This is a genomic window from Desulfotignum phosphitoxidans DSM 13687 (assembly GCF_000350545.1).
GTDB classification, from domain to species: Bacteria; Desulfobacterota; Desulfobacteria; order Desulfobacterales; family Desulfobacteraceae; genus Desulfotignum; species Desulfotignum phosphitoxidans.
The window spans coordinates 923,993-941,693 of sequence record NZ_APJX01000001.1; the positions used below are offsets into that span (position 1 = coordinate 923,993).

Genomic DNA, 17,701 nt, shown 5'->3' on the forward strand with positions numbered 1-17,701 from the left:
TAATTCCACAGGAGACGGCAAATGGCACAAAAACCCCGAATTCTGATTGTGACACCGGAAGTCACCTATCTGCCCGAAGATATGGGAACCCGGTCCAACTATTCTGCCAAGGCCGGTGGGCTGGCGGATGTGTCTGCGGCCCTTATTTCCGCTTTGTTCGACCTGGGGTGCGATGTGCATGTGGCCCTGCCGGATTACCGGTCCATCTTTGACGGGGCCACCACCAAGACCCACAGCCGGGAACTGGCCAAGATCCGCAAACGCCTGGATGAAGAGCGGATCCATCTGGCCGCGGACCGGGCATTTTATTATCTGAACAATGTGTATTCCGGATATTCCGATATGGATCTGAAAGTATCTCTGGCATTCCAGCGGGAGGTGATCAACAACATCATTCCCAGAGTGGAACCCGACATCATTCACTGCAATGACTGGATGACCGGGCTGATTCCGGCCATGTCCCGGAAAATGGAGATCCCCTGCCTGTTCACCATTCACAACATCCATACCATGACTTCCACTCTGGCGGAGATCGAGGACCGGGGCATTGATGCGGCCTCGTTCTGGCAGTGGCTGTACTTTAAAACGCCGCCGGAAAACTATGAAGAAAGCCGGGCGTGGAACCGGGTGGATTTTCTCTCCTCCGGGGTGTTTGCGGCCCATTACGTGAACACGGTAAGTCCCACTTTTTTAAAAGAGATCGTGGAGGACCGTCATTCGTTTGTGGAACCCTGCCTTAAAAACGAATTGTCCAACAAGTATTATTCCGGATGTGCCACGGGCATTCTCAACGCGCCGGAGCCGGAATTCAACCCGGCCGTGGATGATCTGGTCCGATACAATTATGGACCTAAAAACCACAAACCGTTCAAGGCGGCCAACAAAGCCTATCTGCAAAAAATTCTGGATCTGGAGGAAAACGAGAATGCGCCGTTGTTTTTCTGGCCCTCCCGGCTGGATCCCGTGCAGAAAGGGTGCCAGCTGCTGGCCGACATCATGTATCAGATGGTGGACCGGTACTGGGATCAGGGGCTGCAGATCGTGTCCGTGGCATCCGGGGCCTATGAAAAATATTTTCACGAAATCGTCCGGTTCCACGGCCTGGGCCGGCGTGTCAGCATTTGCGGATTCAACGAGGGGTTGTCCCACCAGGCCTTTGCCGCAGCTGATTTCGTGCTCATGCCTTCGGCGTTCGAACCCTGCGGCCTGCCCCAGATGATCGGCGGCATTTACGGCTCTTTGCCCATCGTATTTGACACCGGCGGGCTGCATGACACCGTGACCCAGCTGGACCCGGCAGCAGACACGGGCAACGGATTTCTGTTCAATGTCCATGATGCCCAGGGGCTTTTTTGGGCCATGGACCGGGCCATGGATTTTTACATGATGGATGAACAGATCAGAGAACACCAGATCCACCGGATCATGATCGACAGCGTGCTAAGGTTCAACCACTCCCGGTGTGCCGAATTGTATATCAATCTGTATGAAAAAATGCTCCAGAGGCCCTTCCTTGTCTGATCCCGGAATATTCAACGACCCGGGTCTGCTGGCATATGCTGACATTATCCAGTCCCGGCACCGGGCCGCCCAGGATCTGGAACAAACGATCCGGACCGGGCATGACGGGGCTTTGACCGGGTTTGCCGATTATCATTTGCGGTTCGGCCTGCATGTTGATCCTTCCCGGCAGCAGTGGGTGTTCACGGAATGGGCTCCTTATGCCACGGACATGTTTATCCTGTGTGACAGAAACCACTGGCAGTGTGTGCCGGAATTTCAGGTGCCTAAAATTAATGACACCGTGTTTGAAGCCCGGTTTGATGCCGATCAATTCGCCCACCAGGACCTGTTCCGCCTGAAAGTGATCTGGCCCGGAGGGCAGGGAGACCGGATTCCCACGGCAGCCCGGCGGGCGGTCCAGGATCCGGGCACCCTGATTTTCAACGCCCAGGTGTGGGACCCGCCGGATTCCTATGTGTGGCAGGCCCCGATCCCGGGAACCCCCTCCGGCCCGGCCCTGATTTACGAAGCCCATCCCGGCATGGCCCTGGAAGCCGAGCGCGTCGGCACCTGGACCGAATTTGAGCAGCATATCCTGCCCAAAATCATTGATGCCGGATACAACATCCTCCAGTTGATGGCCGTGCAGGAGCATCCCTATTACGGATCTTTCGGATATCATGTGTCTTCGTTTTTTGCCCCGTCCTCCCGGTTCGGCACACCCGAAGATCTCAAGGCGCTCATTGATGCGGCCCACACAAACGGCATCCGGGTGCTCATGGACATCGTCCATTCCCACAGCGTGAAAAACGAGGTGGAAGGCCTGTCCCGGTTTGACGGTACGTTGTACCAGTTTTTCCATGACGGTCCCAAAGGCATGCACCGGTTATGGGATTCCCGGTGTTTTGACTATGGAAAACCCATGGTGAGAAAATTTCTGCTGTCCAACCTGCGGTACTGGATTGAAGAGTTTCATGTGGACGGGTTCCGGTTTGACGGGGTCACTTCCATGGTGTTTACCGACCACGGCCTGGACCGGGCGTTTGTGAGTTATGACGATTATTTCGGTCCGGACGTGGATTTGGATGCCTTGAATTATCTGTACACTGCCAACCGGCTGGTGCATGACCTCAATCCTTTTGCTGTGACCATTGCCGAGGATGTGAGCGGCTATCCCGGGCTGGCGGCCGGAACCAATGTCGGCGGATACGGGTTTGACTTCCGGTTTGCCATGGGAATCGCTGATTTCTGGATTAAGATGGTCAAGGAAATCCGGGATGAGGACTGGCCCATGGGACTTCTGTGGCATGAACTCACCAACCACCGGGCCGAAGAAGCCACCATCTCCTATGCTGAATGCCATGATCAGGCCCTGGTGGGAGATCAGACGCTGATGATGCGCCTGATGGGTCCCCGGATCTACACGGATATGCATAAAGACCATGCCGGCATTGACACTTTCCGGGCTGTGGCCCTGCACAAGATGATCCGCCTTGTCACTTTAGCCACGTCCCATGCCGGATATCTCAATTTCATGGGCAACGAGTTCGGCCATCCCGAATGGGTGGATTTCCCGTCTGATCAGAACCATTTTTCATTCAAATACGCCCGGCGCCAGTGGTCATTGAAATATGACCCGGAACTTTTTTACAATCATTTATATCAGTTCGACCGGCACATGATCTGCCTGGCCAAAGAAACCGGGTTGTTTGAATCCGGGCATCCGGATCTTTATTATATTCATGAAGATCACAAGATCATCGCCTTTGCCAGGAAAGACCTGTTTTTTGTTTTCAACTTCCATCCGTCCCATTCTTTTTTCGACTATCAGGTGGATGCACGGCCGGGCAGATACCGGTTGATCCTGGACACGGACCCGTCCCGGTTCGGGGGCCATGACCGGGTGGTACCGGACCAGATTTTTTTTAGTGTTTCCAAGCCTTTCACGTCTTCCGGGCAGGGCCGATTATCCCTGTACCTGCCCTCCCGCACGGCCCTGGTGCTCAAACAGATGTCCTGACCCCCGCCCTTTTTTATCACCAGAGATCTTTTTCCCGGATCTGGGCCCGAATTCCCCAGATCTCATCGGCATAGGCTTTGATGGTACGGTCGCTGGAAAAAAATCCGGTGCGGGCCGTGTTCATCAGGGCCCGGGTACTCCATTTTTCAGGCTGTTGATAATCATTGGCAATGGCCTGGTGGGCCGCGACATAGGGGATGAAATCAGCAAAATTCAGGTATGAATCTCCCGGAGACATGAGACTGTTGTACAGGGAACGGAAAATACCCGGTTCCGACGGGCTGAACCGGTCGGACCGCAGGGCGTAGATGACCCGTTTAAGCCGGTCGTCTTTTTCGATATACTCCTTGGGCTGGTAGTTGGGGCGCAAAGCCGCCACTTCATCCACGTCCAGACCGAAAATATACATGTTTTCTTTACCCACCTGCTCGAGAATTTCAATATTGGCTCCGTCCAGGGTGCCGATGGTCAAGGCCCCGTTCATGGCGAATTTCATGTTCCCCGTACCGGACGCTTCCATACCGGCCGTGGAGATCTGTTCACTGACATCGGCTGCCGGTATGAGCCGTTCCGCCAGAGAAACCCGGTAGTCCGGCAGAAATATCACCTTGAGCTGTCGGTTCACGGCCGGATCCGTGTTCACGGCATGTGCCACATTGTGGATCAGCTTGATGATCAGTTTGGCCGTATGATAACCTGGGGCGGCTTTGCCTGAAAAAATAAACGTCCGGGGAGGGCCGATATCTTTTTTGTCTTCTTTGACCGTCAGATATAAATGCATAATATGCAGGAGGTTGAGCAACTGGCGTTTGTACTCATGGATCCGTTTGGCCTGAATATCAAAAATTGACAATGGATCTACGGTTTCAGACACGGTGTCCCGGATGTAATCTGCCAGTGCCTGTTTATTGGCCTGCTTCACGGCCCCGTACCGTTCCAGAAACCCGGGATCGTTCTGAAATGCCTCCAGTTCCCAGATCAAATCCAGGTCAGCGATCCAGCGCCGGCCGATGGCATCGGTGATCAGTTTTGCCAGTTCCGGATTGCACGCCACGATCCACCGCCGGGGGGTGACCCCGTTGGTCTTGTTATTGAATTTTTCCGGCCACATGGAATAAAATTCCGGCACCAGCTGTTTTTTGACCAGATCAGAATGGATTTTCGCCACCCCGTTCACGGAATGGCTCCCGATGATGGCCAGATTGGCCATGCGCACCTTTTGTTCATCTCCTTCCTGGATGATGGACATTTTAGCGATCATCTCATGATTGTCCGGGCCGAACCGTTCCTTGACCCGGGCGATGAACCGCTGGTTGATTTCAAAAATGATCTGAAGGTGCCGGGGAACCACCTTGTTTAAAATATAGACGGACCAGGTTTCCAGGGCTTCGGGTAAAAGGGTATGGTTGGTGAATGCCAGGGTTTTGACCGTCACATCCCAGGCCGTCTCCCATACCAGTTTTTTTTCATCCACCAGTATGCGCATCAACTCTGCGACCGCTAAAGCCGGATGGGTGTCGTTGAGCTGGATGGCCACATGGTCATGGAACGTCTCAAAATCGCTGTGCTGTTTTTCAAATTTACGGATAATGTCCCGGATGGCACAGGCCACCAGAAAATATTCCTGGATGAACCGCAATTCTTTGCCCGTTTCCTTGGAGTCGGATGGATACAGGATTTTGGTGACACTTTCTGACTGGATTTTCCGCTTGACCGCCTTGATATAATCCCCGTCATTGAAAATATCGATGTCAAAATCCTTGGATGCGGCGGCGGAAAAAAGCCGGAGCCGGTTCACCGTACGCCCCCGGTGTCCGGCGATCATGATGTCGTGGGGTCGGCCGATAAACAGTTTCTTGCGGGTCCACATCGGTTTGTAATGCCCGTTTTTATCCTGGCGCTCTTCAATTTTGCCGTAAATGGGCAGCACATATTTTTCTTCCGAACGCCGGATCAGCCAGGGCGAAGACCGGTTGGGCCAGTAATCCGGCCGTTCCTGCTGATATCCGTTGACTATGGTCTGGCGGAACAGCCCATAGTCATAGTTGATGCCATATCCATATCCCGGCATATCCAGGCTGGCCAAAGAATCCAGAAAACAGGCGGCCAGCCGTCCCAGGCCCCCGTTGCCCAGGGCCGGGTCCTGCTCTTCCTCCACCAGTGTTTCCAGATCAATGCCCTGTTTTTTCAAAAATCGGGCACAGGGATCGAAAATGCCCAGATTCAACAGGTTGTTGGACAAAAGTCGGCCGATGAGAAATTCCATGGACAGGTAATACACCTGTTTGGCCTTGTTTTTTTCATACCGTTTCCGGGTATCGAAATGAATATCCATCAGATATTTGCCCACGGCATAGCACACGGCATTGAGCTGGTCTTTTTTTGTGGCTTCGTCCAGGGGTTTGCCCAATACATATTTCACATACTGCTGAAACGATACTTCAAAACTGGTGAAGTCAAAATACGCCATAACTGTCTCCCTTCTGGCGGGGGGGATAAAAATCAAAAACCGGCCGAACCCCGGGTGAAGGCAGAAAAATACCCGGATCAGGCATCAGATGCCAGGGTTTTAAGGACATCTTCCTTGCCGATGATGCCCACCAGTTTTTTGTTCTCCACCACGGGGATGGTATGAAAATGTTTTTCCACCATGAGGCTGGCGATTTCACTGAGCGGCGTGTCCGCCGTCACCGTCACCACATCCTTGATCATGGCCTGGGCCACGGTGGCGGCAGCTATCTTCTGAATTTCATCATCCATTTTTTTAGACGAAAACAACGGAAAAATGGAATCCAGGATGGTGAAAATGGGGGGGATGGGCACCTCTTTCTGTTGAAAGATCAGATCACTCTGGCACAGAATACCGACCAGCTCTTCCCGGTCATTGACCACGGGCACGCCGTTGATATGGTTGTTGAGCAGTATTTTGACGGCACTGGCAATATCGGTATCCGGGGTGACACTGATGATGCTGGTTTGCATAATATCACGGGCGTTGATCATGAACATCTCCTTTTCAGACGATAACGGCGGCATAAACAGTTGATACCTATTATACAGTAATCTTTGATTCACAACAAGCACAGAAAATTGCCGGAAAAATTTGACTTTGCTGGGATTGGTGGCCATTATCTGTTAAGATGAATGCGGTGTTTCAATCAACCCTCATACAAGGAGGACTTATGCAGCTTGCCATAAATTTTAAGCAGATGGAATCCTCAGACGCCCTGAAATCTTATGCCCAGGAAAAACTGGACAAACTGGACAAAATGCTGGATGCCCCGGGGGAGGCAAATCTGGTGTTGTCGATTGAAAAAATTCGTCATATTGCGGAAGTGAATCTGGTCAGTGATAAACTCAGAATCAATGCCAAAGAAGAAGCGGAAACCATGTATTCCGCCCTTGACGGTCTGTCGGACAAAGTCCAGGCCCAGATCAAAAAGAACAAGGAAAAAGCCAGACGTCACCTGGCCGGTGACAAGCAGACCATCAAAACCACGCCCGAACTGGAATCTTTGGAAAAATAAGTGAAAAAAGCTTTGCCGCAGTTTTTTGTGTTGCGGATTTAAAACAGACCGATACCGCCGGGGTATGAAACCGTAAACCGCCCCGGCGGTTATTTTTTTGGGGGATCCCCATCCGGGGTCCCGGAAATATCTACGATTTTTCCGTTCAGATAGTCTTTGGTCCGGTACCGGGAGATCTGCATCATTTTTTTAGTGATACCGGCCATTCTTTCCAGCTGGACCTGGATTTTTTTGATTCTGGGATAATTGGGATCATCCTCAGACATATTGAGCATCATCAGTTCAAAATAACCGGATATGCTCATCAGCGGCTGATTCATTTCATGGCATACCGCCCCCGAGAGCTCCAGCACGCCCTGTAGCCGGTCTTTTTCCCTGCGAATGATGTCTGCTTCTTTTCTTTGGGTGATGTCGGTCAACACGGAAATTTTTTTATCTGCCATATAAGAAGACCTGAATTCAATGTCTTTGCCTTGCCCGTCTTTGCACATGATTTTAAATTCACGGATATGAACCGGTCCTTCGATGGGCGTATCGTTTTTCCAGGCATCAAGCACCAGCTTTCGATACGCCGGATCCGGATACGCTTTTTGAAACCACGTCTGTTTGTCCGGAATATCTGCCAGGGTATATCCGGTTATTTTGGTGAAATACGGATTGACGTAAAGGTATTTATCATCCCTGTCAATCAGGGTGATCCCGTGGGGGGTGCTTTCCAGGATCAGAGCCAGGGTCTGTTTTTCTTTTTGAGCGGCGCGCTCAGCGGTTATTTTCTTGTTGCGGATACGAATGGTCTGCCAGGTGATGTAGATGGACAAGGCAAATATCACCAAAAAAACGGCCATAAACACTTGATTTATTTTGTTAACCAACAGACGGATCTCTTTTTGTACATCCTCGACATACAGGCCGGTTCCCACAATCCATCCCCAGGGATCGAACAGTTTGACGTAGGAAATTTTTGGAACGATTTTATGGGGCGCATCTTTCCACTGCCAGTAATAATTGACATATCCTTCTCCCTGGTTCAAGGCGATTTCCACCATGTCGATAAAAGGGAAGTTGTTTTGTTCATCAGAAAGTGAGGACAGGTCCCGGCCTTCCATATCCGGGCGGTACGGGTGCATGATCATGTACGGATGCCGGTCGATAATCCAGAAATAATCTTTGGCCTCAGCGCCGTACCGCAGGTATCGTATCCGCTCTCTGGCTCTGGATTTGGCCTGGGTTTTTGTCAACTCACCGGATAAAACCCTTTCGTGGTATTCAGACAAAAGACTGACGGCACTGTGTGTCAGAGACTGGATCAACTCTTTTTTCTGATCGGTCAGGCTGTTTTTAAAAGAAGGAATAAAAATCAGACAGACGCTCAGGGTAAATATCACGAACACCGCCCAGATGGGAACGATAATAGTGAAGATTTCTTTGAATAAATCGGATTTCAGGCATTTTTTAAAAATCGGGATCATGTGCATTCAAATGATCGCTTTAAATGGGGACACGCGCCTGCCGGGCTCGATTCCGACATATTTCCCGGCAAACGCGTGATGTATTACGCCTTGATTTTTTTCAAAAATCCGGTCAACTGGGCGATGTGCAGTTTTTCTTCCTTGATGATATGATCCAGCTTGTCATGGCCGTATTTGGCAGGGACCAGGTCCTTGAGTCCCAGATAGAATAAAATGGATTCTTTTTCCAGGCCGATGGCTGTGGTGATGATCTCTTCAATGGGTTCTTCACCCGTGAAAGCGTCGACAATATCCGGGTCTCCTTCGCCACCATGATTGTCTGCCATGGCTTTCAGATACATGGACAGTTCATCGGCCGGATCAAACACGGTTTCCTGCTTTTCCCCCTCGGAAACCTCTTTCTGCATGGATTCAAACGTGGTTTTGTGTTTGTCTTCCATGCGGGCCAGTTTTTCCAGAAACGCTTTGTTGTCCGGATCTTTCTGCATTCCAGCGGCTTTTCTGTAAAAATTGGCGCCATTGGCTTCGATCTGAATTGCCATTTCAAATACTTCGTTCACATTAAAATCATATGCCATGAGTTATCTCCTTAAATGTTGGGTCCATGATGCGGCTTTGATTCCATAAAATACTTTCCATTCACATGTCAAGGGAAATCAAGGGATGAAAAATTTTGTTAAATGTGCCCTTGACCAATGTCCAAAAAAAGGGTATCAGATATGCGTACAAAATAAAATGATTTCCAATGGGCGGTTAACTCAGCGGGAGAGTGCTACCTTCACACGGTAGAAGTCACAAGTTCAATCCTTGTACCGCCCACCATTTTTCATTTCTTATGCGCCATCCTTTGCCATTGTCAGAAAAAATCCAAATCAGACAGCTCTTGTTTGCCCTTGATCCGGGTGAATGTAAAAAAAAGTTTAAACTTGTGCCATAATGCAATAAGATGCGTAAAAAATCCATGGGAGATTTATCATGTGCAGCAGATGGTTCAAATGGGGAATGGTTGTCTGGGTGTGGATAGTATTGGCAGGGATATCGGGAATACCGGTTCGTTCGGCCATCTCCGGAGAAATGCCGTTGTTCCGTATCGGTACGGGTGGATTGATGGGGGTTTATTATCCCATCGGCCGGGCCCTGGGCATGGGATTTTCATCCACGGGGACCGCCGATGGCCGGGTGGCCGTTGCCCAGACCTCAGGCGGGTCCGTGGCCAATGTACGGGCGTTGGCCAAAAAAGAGATCGAAGCGGCCCTGGTTCAGGCGGATGTGGCTTTCCGTGCCCTGAAAGGGACAGGGCCTTTTTCAGGAGAAAAAACACCCTCTTTGCAGGCCATTGCCAGCCTGTACCCGGAACGGCTGCAAATGATGGTCCGAAAAGATGCCGGCATTCATGGTGTCAGGGACATGAAAAACAAAACCGTGTCTCTGGACGAGTCCGGATCCGGCACACTCGCTGTCATGCGCATTGTCCTTGACGCGTATGGATTAAGGGAAACAGATCTTAATCCCGTGTATCTCAAACCGGAATTTACCATTGAAAGCCTGGCGCAACGCCGACTTGACGGCATTTCTCTCATGTCAGGAACGCCCGCCCCGGCCATTGCGCAAATCATGAGTCCCCAATTTTCTCTGGTCCCCGTGGACCCGGAAATTGCCGCAACCATTCATCAGCGCCATCCGTATCTTCTGCCGGGAGTGATTCCGGCGGACACTTACCCGGGCGTCCCTGAGATTCCGACGCTGGAAGTGTATGCCCTGTTGGTGGTTCGGGAAGATGTCGATGAGGCACTGGTGTATGAACTGACCAAAACCCTCTGGAATGCTGAAACCCAGCGGCTGCTCCAGGCGGCCCATCCGCTGGGCCATGCCATTACCATGCAATCCGCCCTGCATGGCCTCACCCTGGCCCTTCATCCCGGGGCCGTTCAATTCTACCGTCAACACCACGCATTGCCGGAAGGGGATGCCATACCATGAGGCTTCCCTTTCGAAGCGCAGTATCCATCGGCTGGATCACCGTCATTATCGTATTGGCCATGGTATTGTCCGCCGGATTTTATACCCGGATAACCCTGCGGTCTGTGGAACGGATCCTGCCGACCATTCTGCTGGACCAGCTCCAGGCGTTGAGCCGGGTTTCAGAAGAACTCAGTGAAGTGATCATTCAATCGGCGTTGATCCAGAAAGACCCGACCCCGGAAACGGTTGCCGATTTAGTCCGCCAGGTGGATGCGGTGTACACCTCCCTGGTGGCATTGCGTAACACCTATGTGTTTGATAACCTTGTCCAGGCCTCCACATTTCATGATGCCGTGGCACCTGCTCTGGTGGATGCCCGACAATGGCTGACGCTGGGTGTGTCCGGTCATCCCCCGCACAGTGACTTGTCCCTGAGCGTTGTCCATTCCCGGCTGCGCTTTGCCCAGGCCAAGGCGTGGAACATCCGCAATGATTCCCATGCATCCGCCCAGATCATTCTTGACCGGCAGCGGGAACGCCTGGAAAAATTTTTAACGGGTGTCAATATTTTCATGTGGTTGAGCAGTCTTGTCTTTTTGCTGGTTCTGGTGTTGATGTTCCGCCACCGCAAGTTGCTGAAAAGTGAAGCCGCTGCCCAGTCCGAGCGCCGGCAGGCGGAAAAGAGTCTGCGCCACAGCGAAGAGCGCGCCGTGAGACAGCGAAAAGCCATTGCCGATCTGGCGCTGGACCCTGTGGTTCATTCAGAAGACAAAGAAGCGGCGTTTGCCCGGCTTGTGGAAACGGCCTGCAAAACCATTCATGTGTCCCGGGCCAATGTCTGGCAGTTTTCCAACGACGACACCGTGCTGGAATGTGTGGCGTTTTTCGGCGTTGATCCCGATGGGAACACACCGGGAATGCAGATCAAGACAGCCGATTTTCCCCGTTATTTTGAGCAGTTTCAAAAACAGGGGCGAATATTTGTCGACGATGCGTTAAAAGATGAGCGCATGCGTGAATTCGTGGATTTTTATCTCGTTCCCATGGGAATCACTTCCACTTTGGATGCCGGTATTATTTCCCAGGGGAAGCTGGTCGGGATTTTTACCATGGCCCACACAGGTGAAAAACGGACATGGCATCCGGACGAGGAAGCTTTTGCCGGCACCCTGGCCGGTATGGCGGCCCAGGTCATCTTCAATGCCGAGCACCGCCGCCTGACTTCCCAGCTCAGGCAGGCTCAGAAAATGGAGTCCGTGGGCCGGCTGGCCGGCGGAGTGGCCCATGATTTCAATAACATGCTGGGGGTGATTCTGGGGCATGTGGAATTGGCAATGGGACGGATCGGTTCTATGGGGCCGGTACATAAAGATCTGGAACGAATCCGGGAATCCGCCATGCGTTCCGCGGATCTGACCAAACAACTACTGACATTTGCCAGAAAGCAGATCATCTCCCCCCGGGTCCTGGATCTGAACGACACTGTGGACAGCATGCTCAGTATGTTACGTCGATTGATCGGTGAAAATATCCGTCTGGTCTGGCAGCCGGGCAACGATCTGTGGCCCGTTAAAATGGATCCCTCCCAGATCGATCAGATCCTGGCCAATCTGTGTGTCAATGCCAGAGATGCCATCAGCGGTGTGGGCACTATCACCATTCAAACAGATAGAAAAATATTTGATCAAATGTATTGCGACCATCACTCGGGTGCTGTTCCGGGAGAGTATGTCCTGCTGTCCGTGGGTGATGACGGGGCCGGTATGGACAAAGCAGTCTTAAAAAATCTGTTCGAGCCGTTTTTTACCACCAAAGATATCGGTAAAGGCACCGGCCTTGGCCTTGCAACGGTCTACGGGATTGTCAAACAGAACAACGGCTATATCAATGTTTACAGTGAGCCGGGTCTTGGGTCTGTTTTCAGAATATATCTGCCCCGGCATATCATCACGGACCCGGACCCGGAGTTATTGTCTGATATTCATGAACCCGATCCCATCATGCCGGCCGGTAATGAAACCATTTTGCTGGTGGAAGATGAACCGGCCATACTGGAAGTCGCCGGGCTGATGCTTCAAGGCCTGGGATATACGGTTTTATCGGCGGACACCCCGAAAAAAGCCATCACTCTGGCGAAAACCCATGATAAAAAGATTCACCTGCTTTTGACGGATGTGGTGATGCCGGAGATGAACGGCAAGGATCTGGCCGGCTACCTCTCAACGGTGCATCCGGATCTCAAGTGTGTGTTCATGTCCGGGTATACGGCAGATGTCATTGCCCATCACGAGGTGGGCCACAAAGGGATTCAGTTTATTCAGAAACCGTTTTCTAAAAATGAACTGGCAATCCGAATCAGAACCGCCCTGGACAGGTAAAAATGATATGGGGTTGATCTTGTCGACAAATGCCCCGATAAACTGAAAAAAAGGTCACCGACCGAATCAGGGTTGAGATGAATCCGGTGAATCCACAAGACCTTCTCCATGTTTGCTGTGCCGGGCAAACTGGCGGTTCACACTGTGTCGGGATGTGTTGGCATAGCAATAGACACAGAAATGCGGGCAGGTATCGTACATCCCGATATCTTTGCTGGAGATGCAGCCGCAGGCTTTGCGCTGGCCCTTGTCCTTGAGATTGACTTTTCTGGGGGTGGCAAACATTTCCAGTTGCCCGACAGTGTCTGGATCGGTTTCACCATAATCCACAAACCGCATCAATTTCTGATCATGGGAGAATACCCTGCGGATCAGATCATCATCGATGCATTTGTTTTTGACAATGCCGTAATCCGTTTTCAGGTCCATGGATTCTCCGCAGGTGGCCACGGTGATATCCCAGCCCTGTTTGTACCAGCGTGTTTTCAATTGTTCAAGTCCCCGGGCGATCTGACGGATCTGCGATTCTGACGGCTCAGCAGAAAACACGGAAGCCCTGTCAAAACAATCCAGTTCCCGAATCAGGTTGTTCTGAACCTTTTGATATGCGGCAACATCCACGAAACTGACCACCAGTTTATCGGTTTTATGCATCAACCGGCTGCCGATGGATGCGATTTTTTCCAGCAGATGTTCCACAGACAGCCCGGGGGTGACGATCAATGGATCGAACCGCCAGATCACACGGTGTCTGCCGATTTTGTCGGACAGTTCCCTGAATGTGCGGATCCGCTCTTTCAGCGGCGGCAGACGGGGTTCCAGTTTTTCGGACTCATAATCGTTGAGCGTAAACTGAAAATAATAATTGATCTCTCTTTTTTCAAATTCATCCAGACGGGCCATCAGGGGCCTGGGGTTTTTGGTCCAGAACACAAACAGGCGGGCCGCTTCAAAAGAAATATAACTGGGCTTCCGGTTGAACGGGTTGACCCACACGGCATATCCGGCTTCAAGTCGATGAATCAGCCAGTCAGCGTAAAATGCGGGAATATCCGTGGCCCGGCTGGCGGAAATAATGACCGGTGCCCGGGCCGGGACCCTTTTTTGATCTGCCCGGATCACGGTTGTTTTTTTCCATTGCAGGCCTTTTGCACCACGCAATCGATTTCGCTGCGCCGGAGTTGCCATTTTGATGGCTGTTTTGCTGTCTTTTCCCCTCATAATCTTTTCAAAGCCGGCCAGTACCTGAAACCCATGCTTTGTGCCGGGTCAGATGACAAGACCGCTCAATTGGGTGGCGGCGAAGCATTGAAAAAGGTGTCGTGCAGTGCCTGAATGGTGGGATCCAGGCTGTCTTCATGCACCAGAAAATACATGGCCGCATCCGAGGCCCCGAAAGAGATCATTTCAATGTTGACATCTGCTTTGGAAACCGCAGTAAAACATCGGGCCGCAATGCCCCGGCTCAGGTGCAGTCCTTCTCCCACAATACTGACCAGAGCCACCCGGGTTCTGCAGGCCGATTCCCGGAAAGGCCGCGGGTGAATGGCACGGATACAGTCATGGGCGGTTTGGGCGTCGTTTTTGGAAACCAGCAGGCTGATACAGGTCTGGGAGGTTACCACGGATTTGATGTTGATGCCGCTGCCGGAAACAGCCCCCGTGATCAGGGAAAGAATGCCCTGCCGGACCCCCACGCCCGAGGCATGGATTTTTAAAATAGCGACATCGCTTGTGTAGGAAACGCTTTTGATAATGGTGTCGGCTTCTCTGGCCTGGCGGGTGATCCGGCTGCCCCGGGCATCCGGGTCATAGGTGTTTTTGATGGCAATGTCAATACCTGCCTGCCGTACCGGTTCCACTGTGCGGGGATGCAGAATTCCGGCACCCGTATAGGCCAGTTCCGCAGCTTCCTCATAGGTCAGCTCAGGAATCAGCCGGCACTCGGGGATATTGTCCGGGTCCGCCGTCATGAATCCAGGGGTGTCTTTCCAGATTTCCAGGAGGTCGGCATCGACCCCGGCAGCAACCACGGCTGCGGAATAATCAGACCCGCCTCTGCCGAATGTGGTGATTTCTCCGGTGTCACTGACACCATAGAATCCGGGAACAAACAAAATTTTGTTTTTCGTGACCTGTCTGCCCAGGCGCAGGGACAGATTTTCCCGGGTGGGAGCGATCAGGGCCGTGGCATCCATGAATTTGCCGTCCGTGATGATGCCGGCCTCTTCCGGCAGGGCCACGCCGCTGTCAATTCCCCGGGATGCCATGGCCGCTGCCAGGATCATGGCGGACATCTTTTCCCCAAAGACACAGATGATATCCCGCATCCTCGGCGTGGCTTCCCGGGTGAAACTGATGCCGAAATAGTACCGTTCCAGTTTGCCGAGCAGTTTATCCAGTTTCTGAAGTGCCCGTTTTTTTTCTTCAGGCGGTTTCATCAGACAGTCAACAATGATCTGATGACGGTTTCTCAGGTCCCGGATTACCCCTTCAATGGTGTCTTCAGATGCCAGTGCCGCCTCAATGCCGGAAATCAGGGCGTTGGTAATTCCGTAAAACGCGGACACCACAAAGATATTTCCTTTTCCCCGGACTGCCGCCAGATCCAGAATAATGTTTGTCGTGGGCCCGTCTTTTAGGCATCCGCCGCCGATTTTAATGACTTTCATGCCAGAACCTCTGGGTTGACAATGTGCGGGACCCGGCCTGTTTTGTAGAATGCAATGATGTTTTCAGCCGCCAGAACAGACATCTGATCCCGGGCTTCCATGGTGCCGGAGCCTATGTGGGGCAGTACACACACATTTTCCATGGACAAAAGTAAATTGTCTGGTGCCATGGGTTCAGGATCCGTGACATCCAGGCCGGCGCCCCAGATCTGTTTTTGATTCAAAGCCTGGATCAGGTCGGGTTCATGGTGAATGGGACCTCTGGCCGTGTTGATGAACACGGCGGAAGGCTTCATTTGTTTAAAAGCCTGAGCATCGAAAATGTGCCGGGTCTCCGGGGTCAAAGCGCAGTGGACCGACAGGATATCGCTTTGTTTAAGCAGTTGGTCAAAGGATACCCATCTGGCATCGAGTGGTTTTTCAGCCGAAAGGTTCCGGTTGCGGTTGTGGTAGATAATGGTCATGCCATAGGCGGATTTACACCGTTCAGCCATTTTGACACCGATACGTCCGAGGCCTAAAATGCCCAGGGTTTTACCCTTGAGTTCAAACCCCAGGTGGCCCGTGGGGTTGAAATACCCCCACTCACCCGTGAGAATGGTTTTGTGCAGGAAAAAAAAATTGCGGGCCGCAGCGATCATCAGACCAAAGGCGATGTCGGCCGTGGCCTCGCTCATGGCATCCGGGGTAAAGCCCACAGGAATTTTTTTCCGGGTGGCTTCCGGAATATCGATGTTGTCGTATCCCACGGCAAATTGGGAAATGATTTCCAGATGGGAGCACCGGGCCAGAAACGGTTGGTCAATGCGGTCGGTGAGGGTGCACAGCAACGCATCATGATTCTTTGCCTGTGCTGCCAGCTCCGCCGGGGTCATGGGCCGGTCCTTTTCCCAGAAGGTGAGCTGGAACGGTTCCTTTTTGAGCAGGTCCATGCCGGCAGCCGGATATTTGCGTGTGATGAGTATTTTCTGTCCGTCAATCATGATAAAAATCAGATTAAGCAAGTATAAACCCGGTGTCAAGCCCGAAAGAAAGGGACGAGAAAGGGACGTAGTTAACTTATCAACTTATCAATGTTGATTTCTTTTTCTTCAACTATTCGACGTCCCCGGGTGACTGACTTGCTTACCGCCGCCGTGGAAATGCCGAAACGCCGGGCCAGGGATCGCATGGTTACGCCAATCTCGCGAACGGCAACGTAGCACACCAGGCTTCGTGCCTCTACCGTACGCTTGTAGCGCCCCGGCAGCCATACCTCCTTTACCGGCATGGCGAGAAGTGCCGCAACCTTTTCAGCAACGGTATCCACGGTTATTCCCCGTGCCTTCAAGGTGTGCCGCCGTTCAAACTCATCTTCCGCAGCGGTAAGCATTCGTTCAACAAAGTCGCTGTCGCCCAGAATGCGTTCATCACCGGTAGCACGCAGACCCGCTTCATGAAGATCTCTCACGGAAGTCCATCCGCCGTGGCTGCGAACAAGACCGCCGCCGGTCAAATCTGTCCGACAGCCCTGCTCGATCCCCTGGGCGATAAAGTCCCGGTATCTCATTCGCGCCTGTCCCTGCTGCTTACCGAAACAGGATAGAACCTTATCCACATGCTGCCAGGATTGCGTGGCCGTTCCCATGACAACGGCATGCCCTGAGAAGGGATACCTGTCAAGGCGATCCATGTCATTCACCAGGCCGGCCCGTAGCGGATTCAGATGAATATAGCGCACCAGCTCAAGAAAATAGGCATCCTCCTGGCAGAGGATTGACTTGTAGCGATTCTGAAATAGATGCCCCTTGCGACTATGACGCAGGTTGAAGCTGACCGCATGGCCCGTCATCAATCGTCGCATGACCCTGGAAAGGGGAGCTGCGCCGGTTCGTAACAGTAGGTGAAAATGGTTGGACAGCAGTGCCCAGGCGTAACAGACAGTATCCGTTTCTTTGAAAATGACGTCCAGCCGTTCCAGGAACGATTTTCGGTCCTTTTCATCCCTGAATATCGCCGTTCCATCAATACCCCTGGCGATAACATGGTGAAGCGCCCCCGGCGCGTCTATGCGTGGCTGTCGCGGCATGATAAAGGGACATTAGCAGGGAGATGGTGTCGTGTCAAGTTGATAAGTTAACTACGTCCCCGCGTCCTGATCTCATTTGACAAACCCGCAAAAATACATAAT

The 17,701-nt window shown here is 52.1% G+C and carries 13 protein-coding genes and 1 tRNA gene; 6 read left to right on the forward strand and 8 right to left on the reverse strand.

Annotated elements, in window-relative coordinates:
- The first annotated feature begins 21 nt into the window (after window positions 1–21).
- On the forward strand, window positions 22–1,521 hold the full coding sequence (locus tag DPO_RS04245) for a glycogen synthase (protein WP_006964482.1): 1,500 nt from the start codon (window positions 22–24) through the stop codon (window positions 1,519–1,521).
- Entirely contained in the window at window positions 1,514–3,523 is a 2,010-nt protein-coding gene (locus DPO_RS04250; RefSeq protein ID WP_006964483.1) for an alpha amylase C-terminal domain-containing protein, read from the forward strand. Before DPO_RS04245 ends, DPO_RS04250 begins: the two co-directional genes overlap by 8 nt.
- 16 nt (window positions 3,524–3,539) lie before the next feature.
- Here the strand turns inward: DPO_RS04250 and DPO_RS04255 are convergent, their stop codons facing one another.
- Both DPO_RS04255 and DPO_RS04260 read right to left on the reverse strand, forming a co-directional pair.
- Window positions 3,540–5,993: a glycogen/starch/alpha-glucan phosphorylase gene (locus DPO_RS04255; protein WP_006964484.1), complete on the reverse strand. Its 2,454-nt coding sequence runs from the start codon at window positions 5,991–5,993 to the stop codon at window positions 3,540–3,542.
- 77 nt (window positions 5,994–6,070) lie between these two features.
- On the reverse strand, window positions 6,071–6,526 hold the full coding sequence (locus DPO_RS04260) for a CBS domain-containing protein (RefSeq protein WP_006964485.1): 456 nt from the start codon (window positions 6,524–6,526) through the stop codon (window positions 6,071–6,073).
- Window positions 6,527–6,705: 179 nt separating this feature from the next.
- On the opposite strand from DPO_RS04260, the gene hpf reads away from it, so the two are divergent.
- A complete protein-coding gene (hpf, locus tag DPO_RS04265; protein ID WP_006964486.1) occupies window positions 6,706–7,050 on the forward strand; it encodes a ribosome hibernation-promoting factor, HPF/YfiA family in 345 nt (114 codons plus the stop codon).
- 89 nt (window positions 7,051–7,139) lie between these two features.
- Here the strand turns inward: hpf and DPO_RS23700 are convergent, their stop codons facing one another.
- Both DPO_RS23700 and DPO_RS04275 read right to left on the reverse strand, forming a co-directional pair.
- Entirely contained in the window at window positions 7,140–8,519 is a 1,380-nt protein-coding gene (locus tag DPO_RS23700; RefSeq protein ID WP_006964487.1) for a cache domain-containing protein, read from the reverse strand.
- Between the two features lie 83 nt (window positions 8,520–8,602).
- Window positions 8,603–9,097, reverse strand: a complete 495-nt coding sequence (locus DPO_RS04275; protein WP_006964488.1) for a ferritin family protein — start codon at window positions 9,095–9,097, stop codon at window positions 8,603–8,605.
- 169 nt (window positions 9,098–9,266) lie between these two features.
- Between DPO_RS04275 and DPO_RS04280 the strand changes: the two genes are divergently transcribed.
- The 3 genes from DPO_RS04280 to DPO_RS25985 all read left to right on the forward strand — a co-directional run bounded on the left by DPO_RS04280 (window position 9,267) and on the right by DPO_RS25985 (window position 12,859).
- A tRNA-Val gene (locus tag DPO_RS04280) sits at window positions 9,267–9,341 on the forward strand.
- 153 nt (window positions 9,342–9,494) lie between these two features.
- Window positions 9,495–10,499, forward strand: coding sequence for a TAXI family TRAP transporter solute-binding subunit (locus DPO_RS04285; RefSeq protein WP_006964489.1), 1,005 nt, complete (start codon window positions 9,495–9,497; stop codon window positions 10,497–10,499).
- Window positions 10,496–12,859 carry a hybrid sensor histidine kinase/response regulator gene (locus DPO_RS25985; RefSeq protein WP_006964490.1) on the forward strand — a complete coding sequence of 788 codons (2,364 nt, stop codon included), beginning with the start codon at window positions 10,496–10,498 and terminating at the stop codon, window positions 12,857–12,859. The genes DPO_RS04285 and DPO_RS25985 overlap by 4 nt, the downstream gene beginning before the upstream one ends.
- 66 nt (window positions 12,860–12,925) lie before the next feature.
- On the opposite strand, the gene DPO_RS04295 is transcribed toward DPO_RS25985, so the two are convergent.
- From DPO_RS04295 to DPO_RS04310, 4 genes are all read right to left on the reverse strand, one after another.
- On the reverse strand, window positions 12,926–14,080 hold the full coding sequence (locus DPO_RS04295) for a DUF1848 domain-containing protein (protein WP_006964491.1): 1,155 nt from the start codon (window positions 14,078–14,080) through the stop codon (window positions 12,926–12,928).
- 65 nt (window positions 14,081–14,145) lie between these two features.
- Complete coding sequence (locus tag DPO_RS04300) at window positions 14,146–15,531, reverse strand: aspartate kinase (protein ID WP_006964492.1); 1,386 nt, start codon at window positions 15,529–15,531, stop codon at window positions 14,146–14,148.
- Window positions 15,528–16,514 carry a 2-hydroxyacid dehydrogenase gene (locus DPO_RS04305; RefSeq protein WP_006964493.1) on the reverse strand — a complete coding sequence of 329 codons (987 nt, stop codon included), beginning with the start codon at window positions 16,512–16,514 and terminating at the stop codon, window positions 15,528–15,530. The genes DPO_RS04300 and DPO_RS04305 overlap by 4 nt, the downstream gene beginning before the upstream one ends.
- A 71-nt stretch (window positions 16,515–16,585) precedes the next feature.
- Complete coding sequence (locus tag DPO_RS04310; protein WP_006964494.1) at window positions 16,586–17,599, reverse strand: transposase; 1,014 nt, start codon at window positions 17,597–17,599, stop codon at window positions 16,586–16,588.
- Window positions 17,600–17,701: the final 102 nt, after the last annotated feature.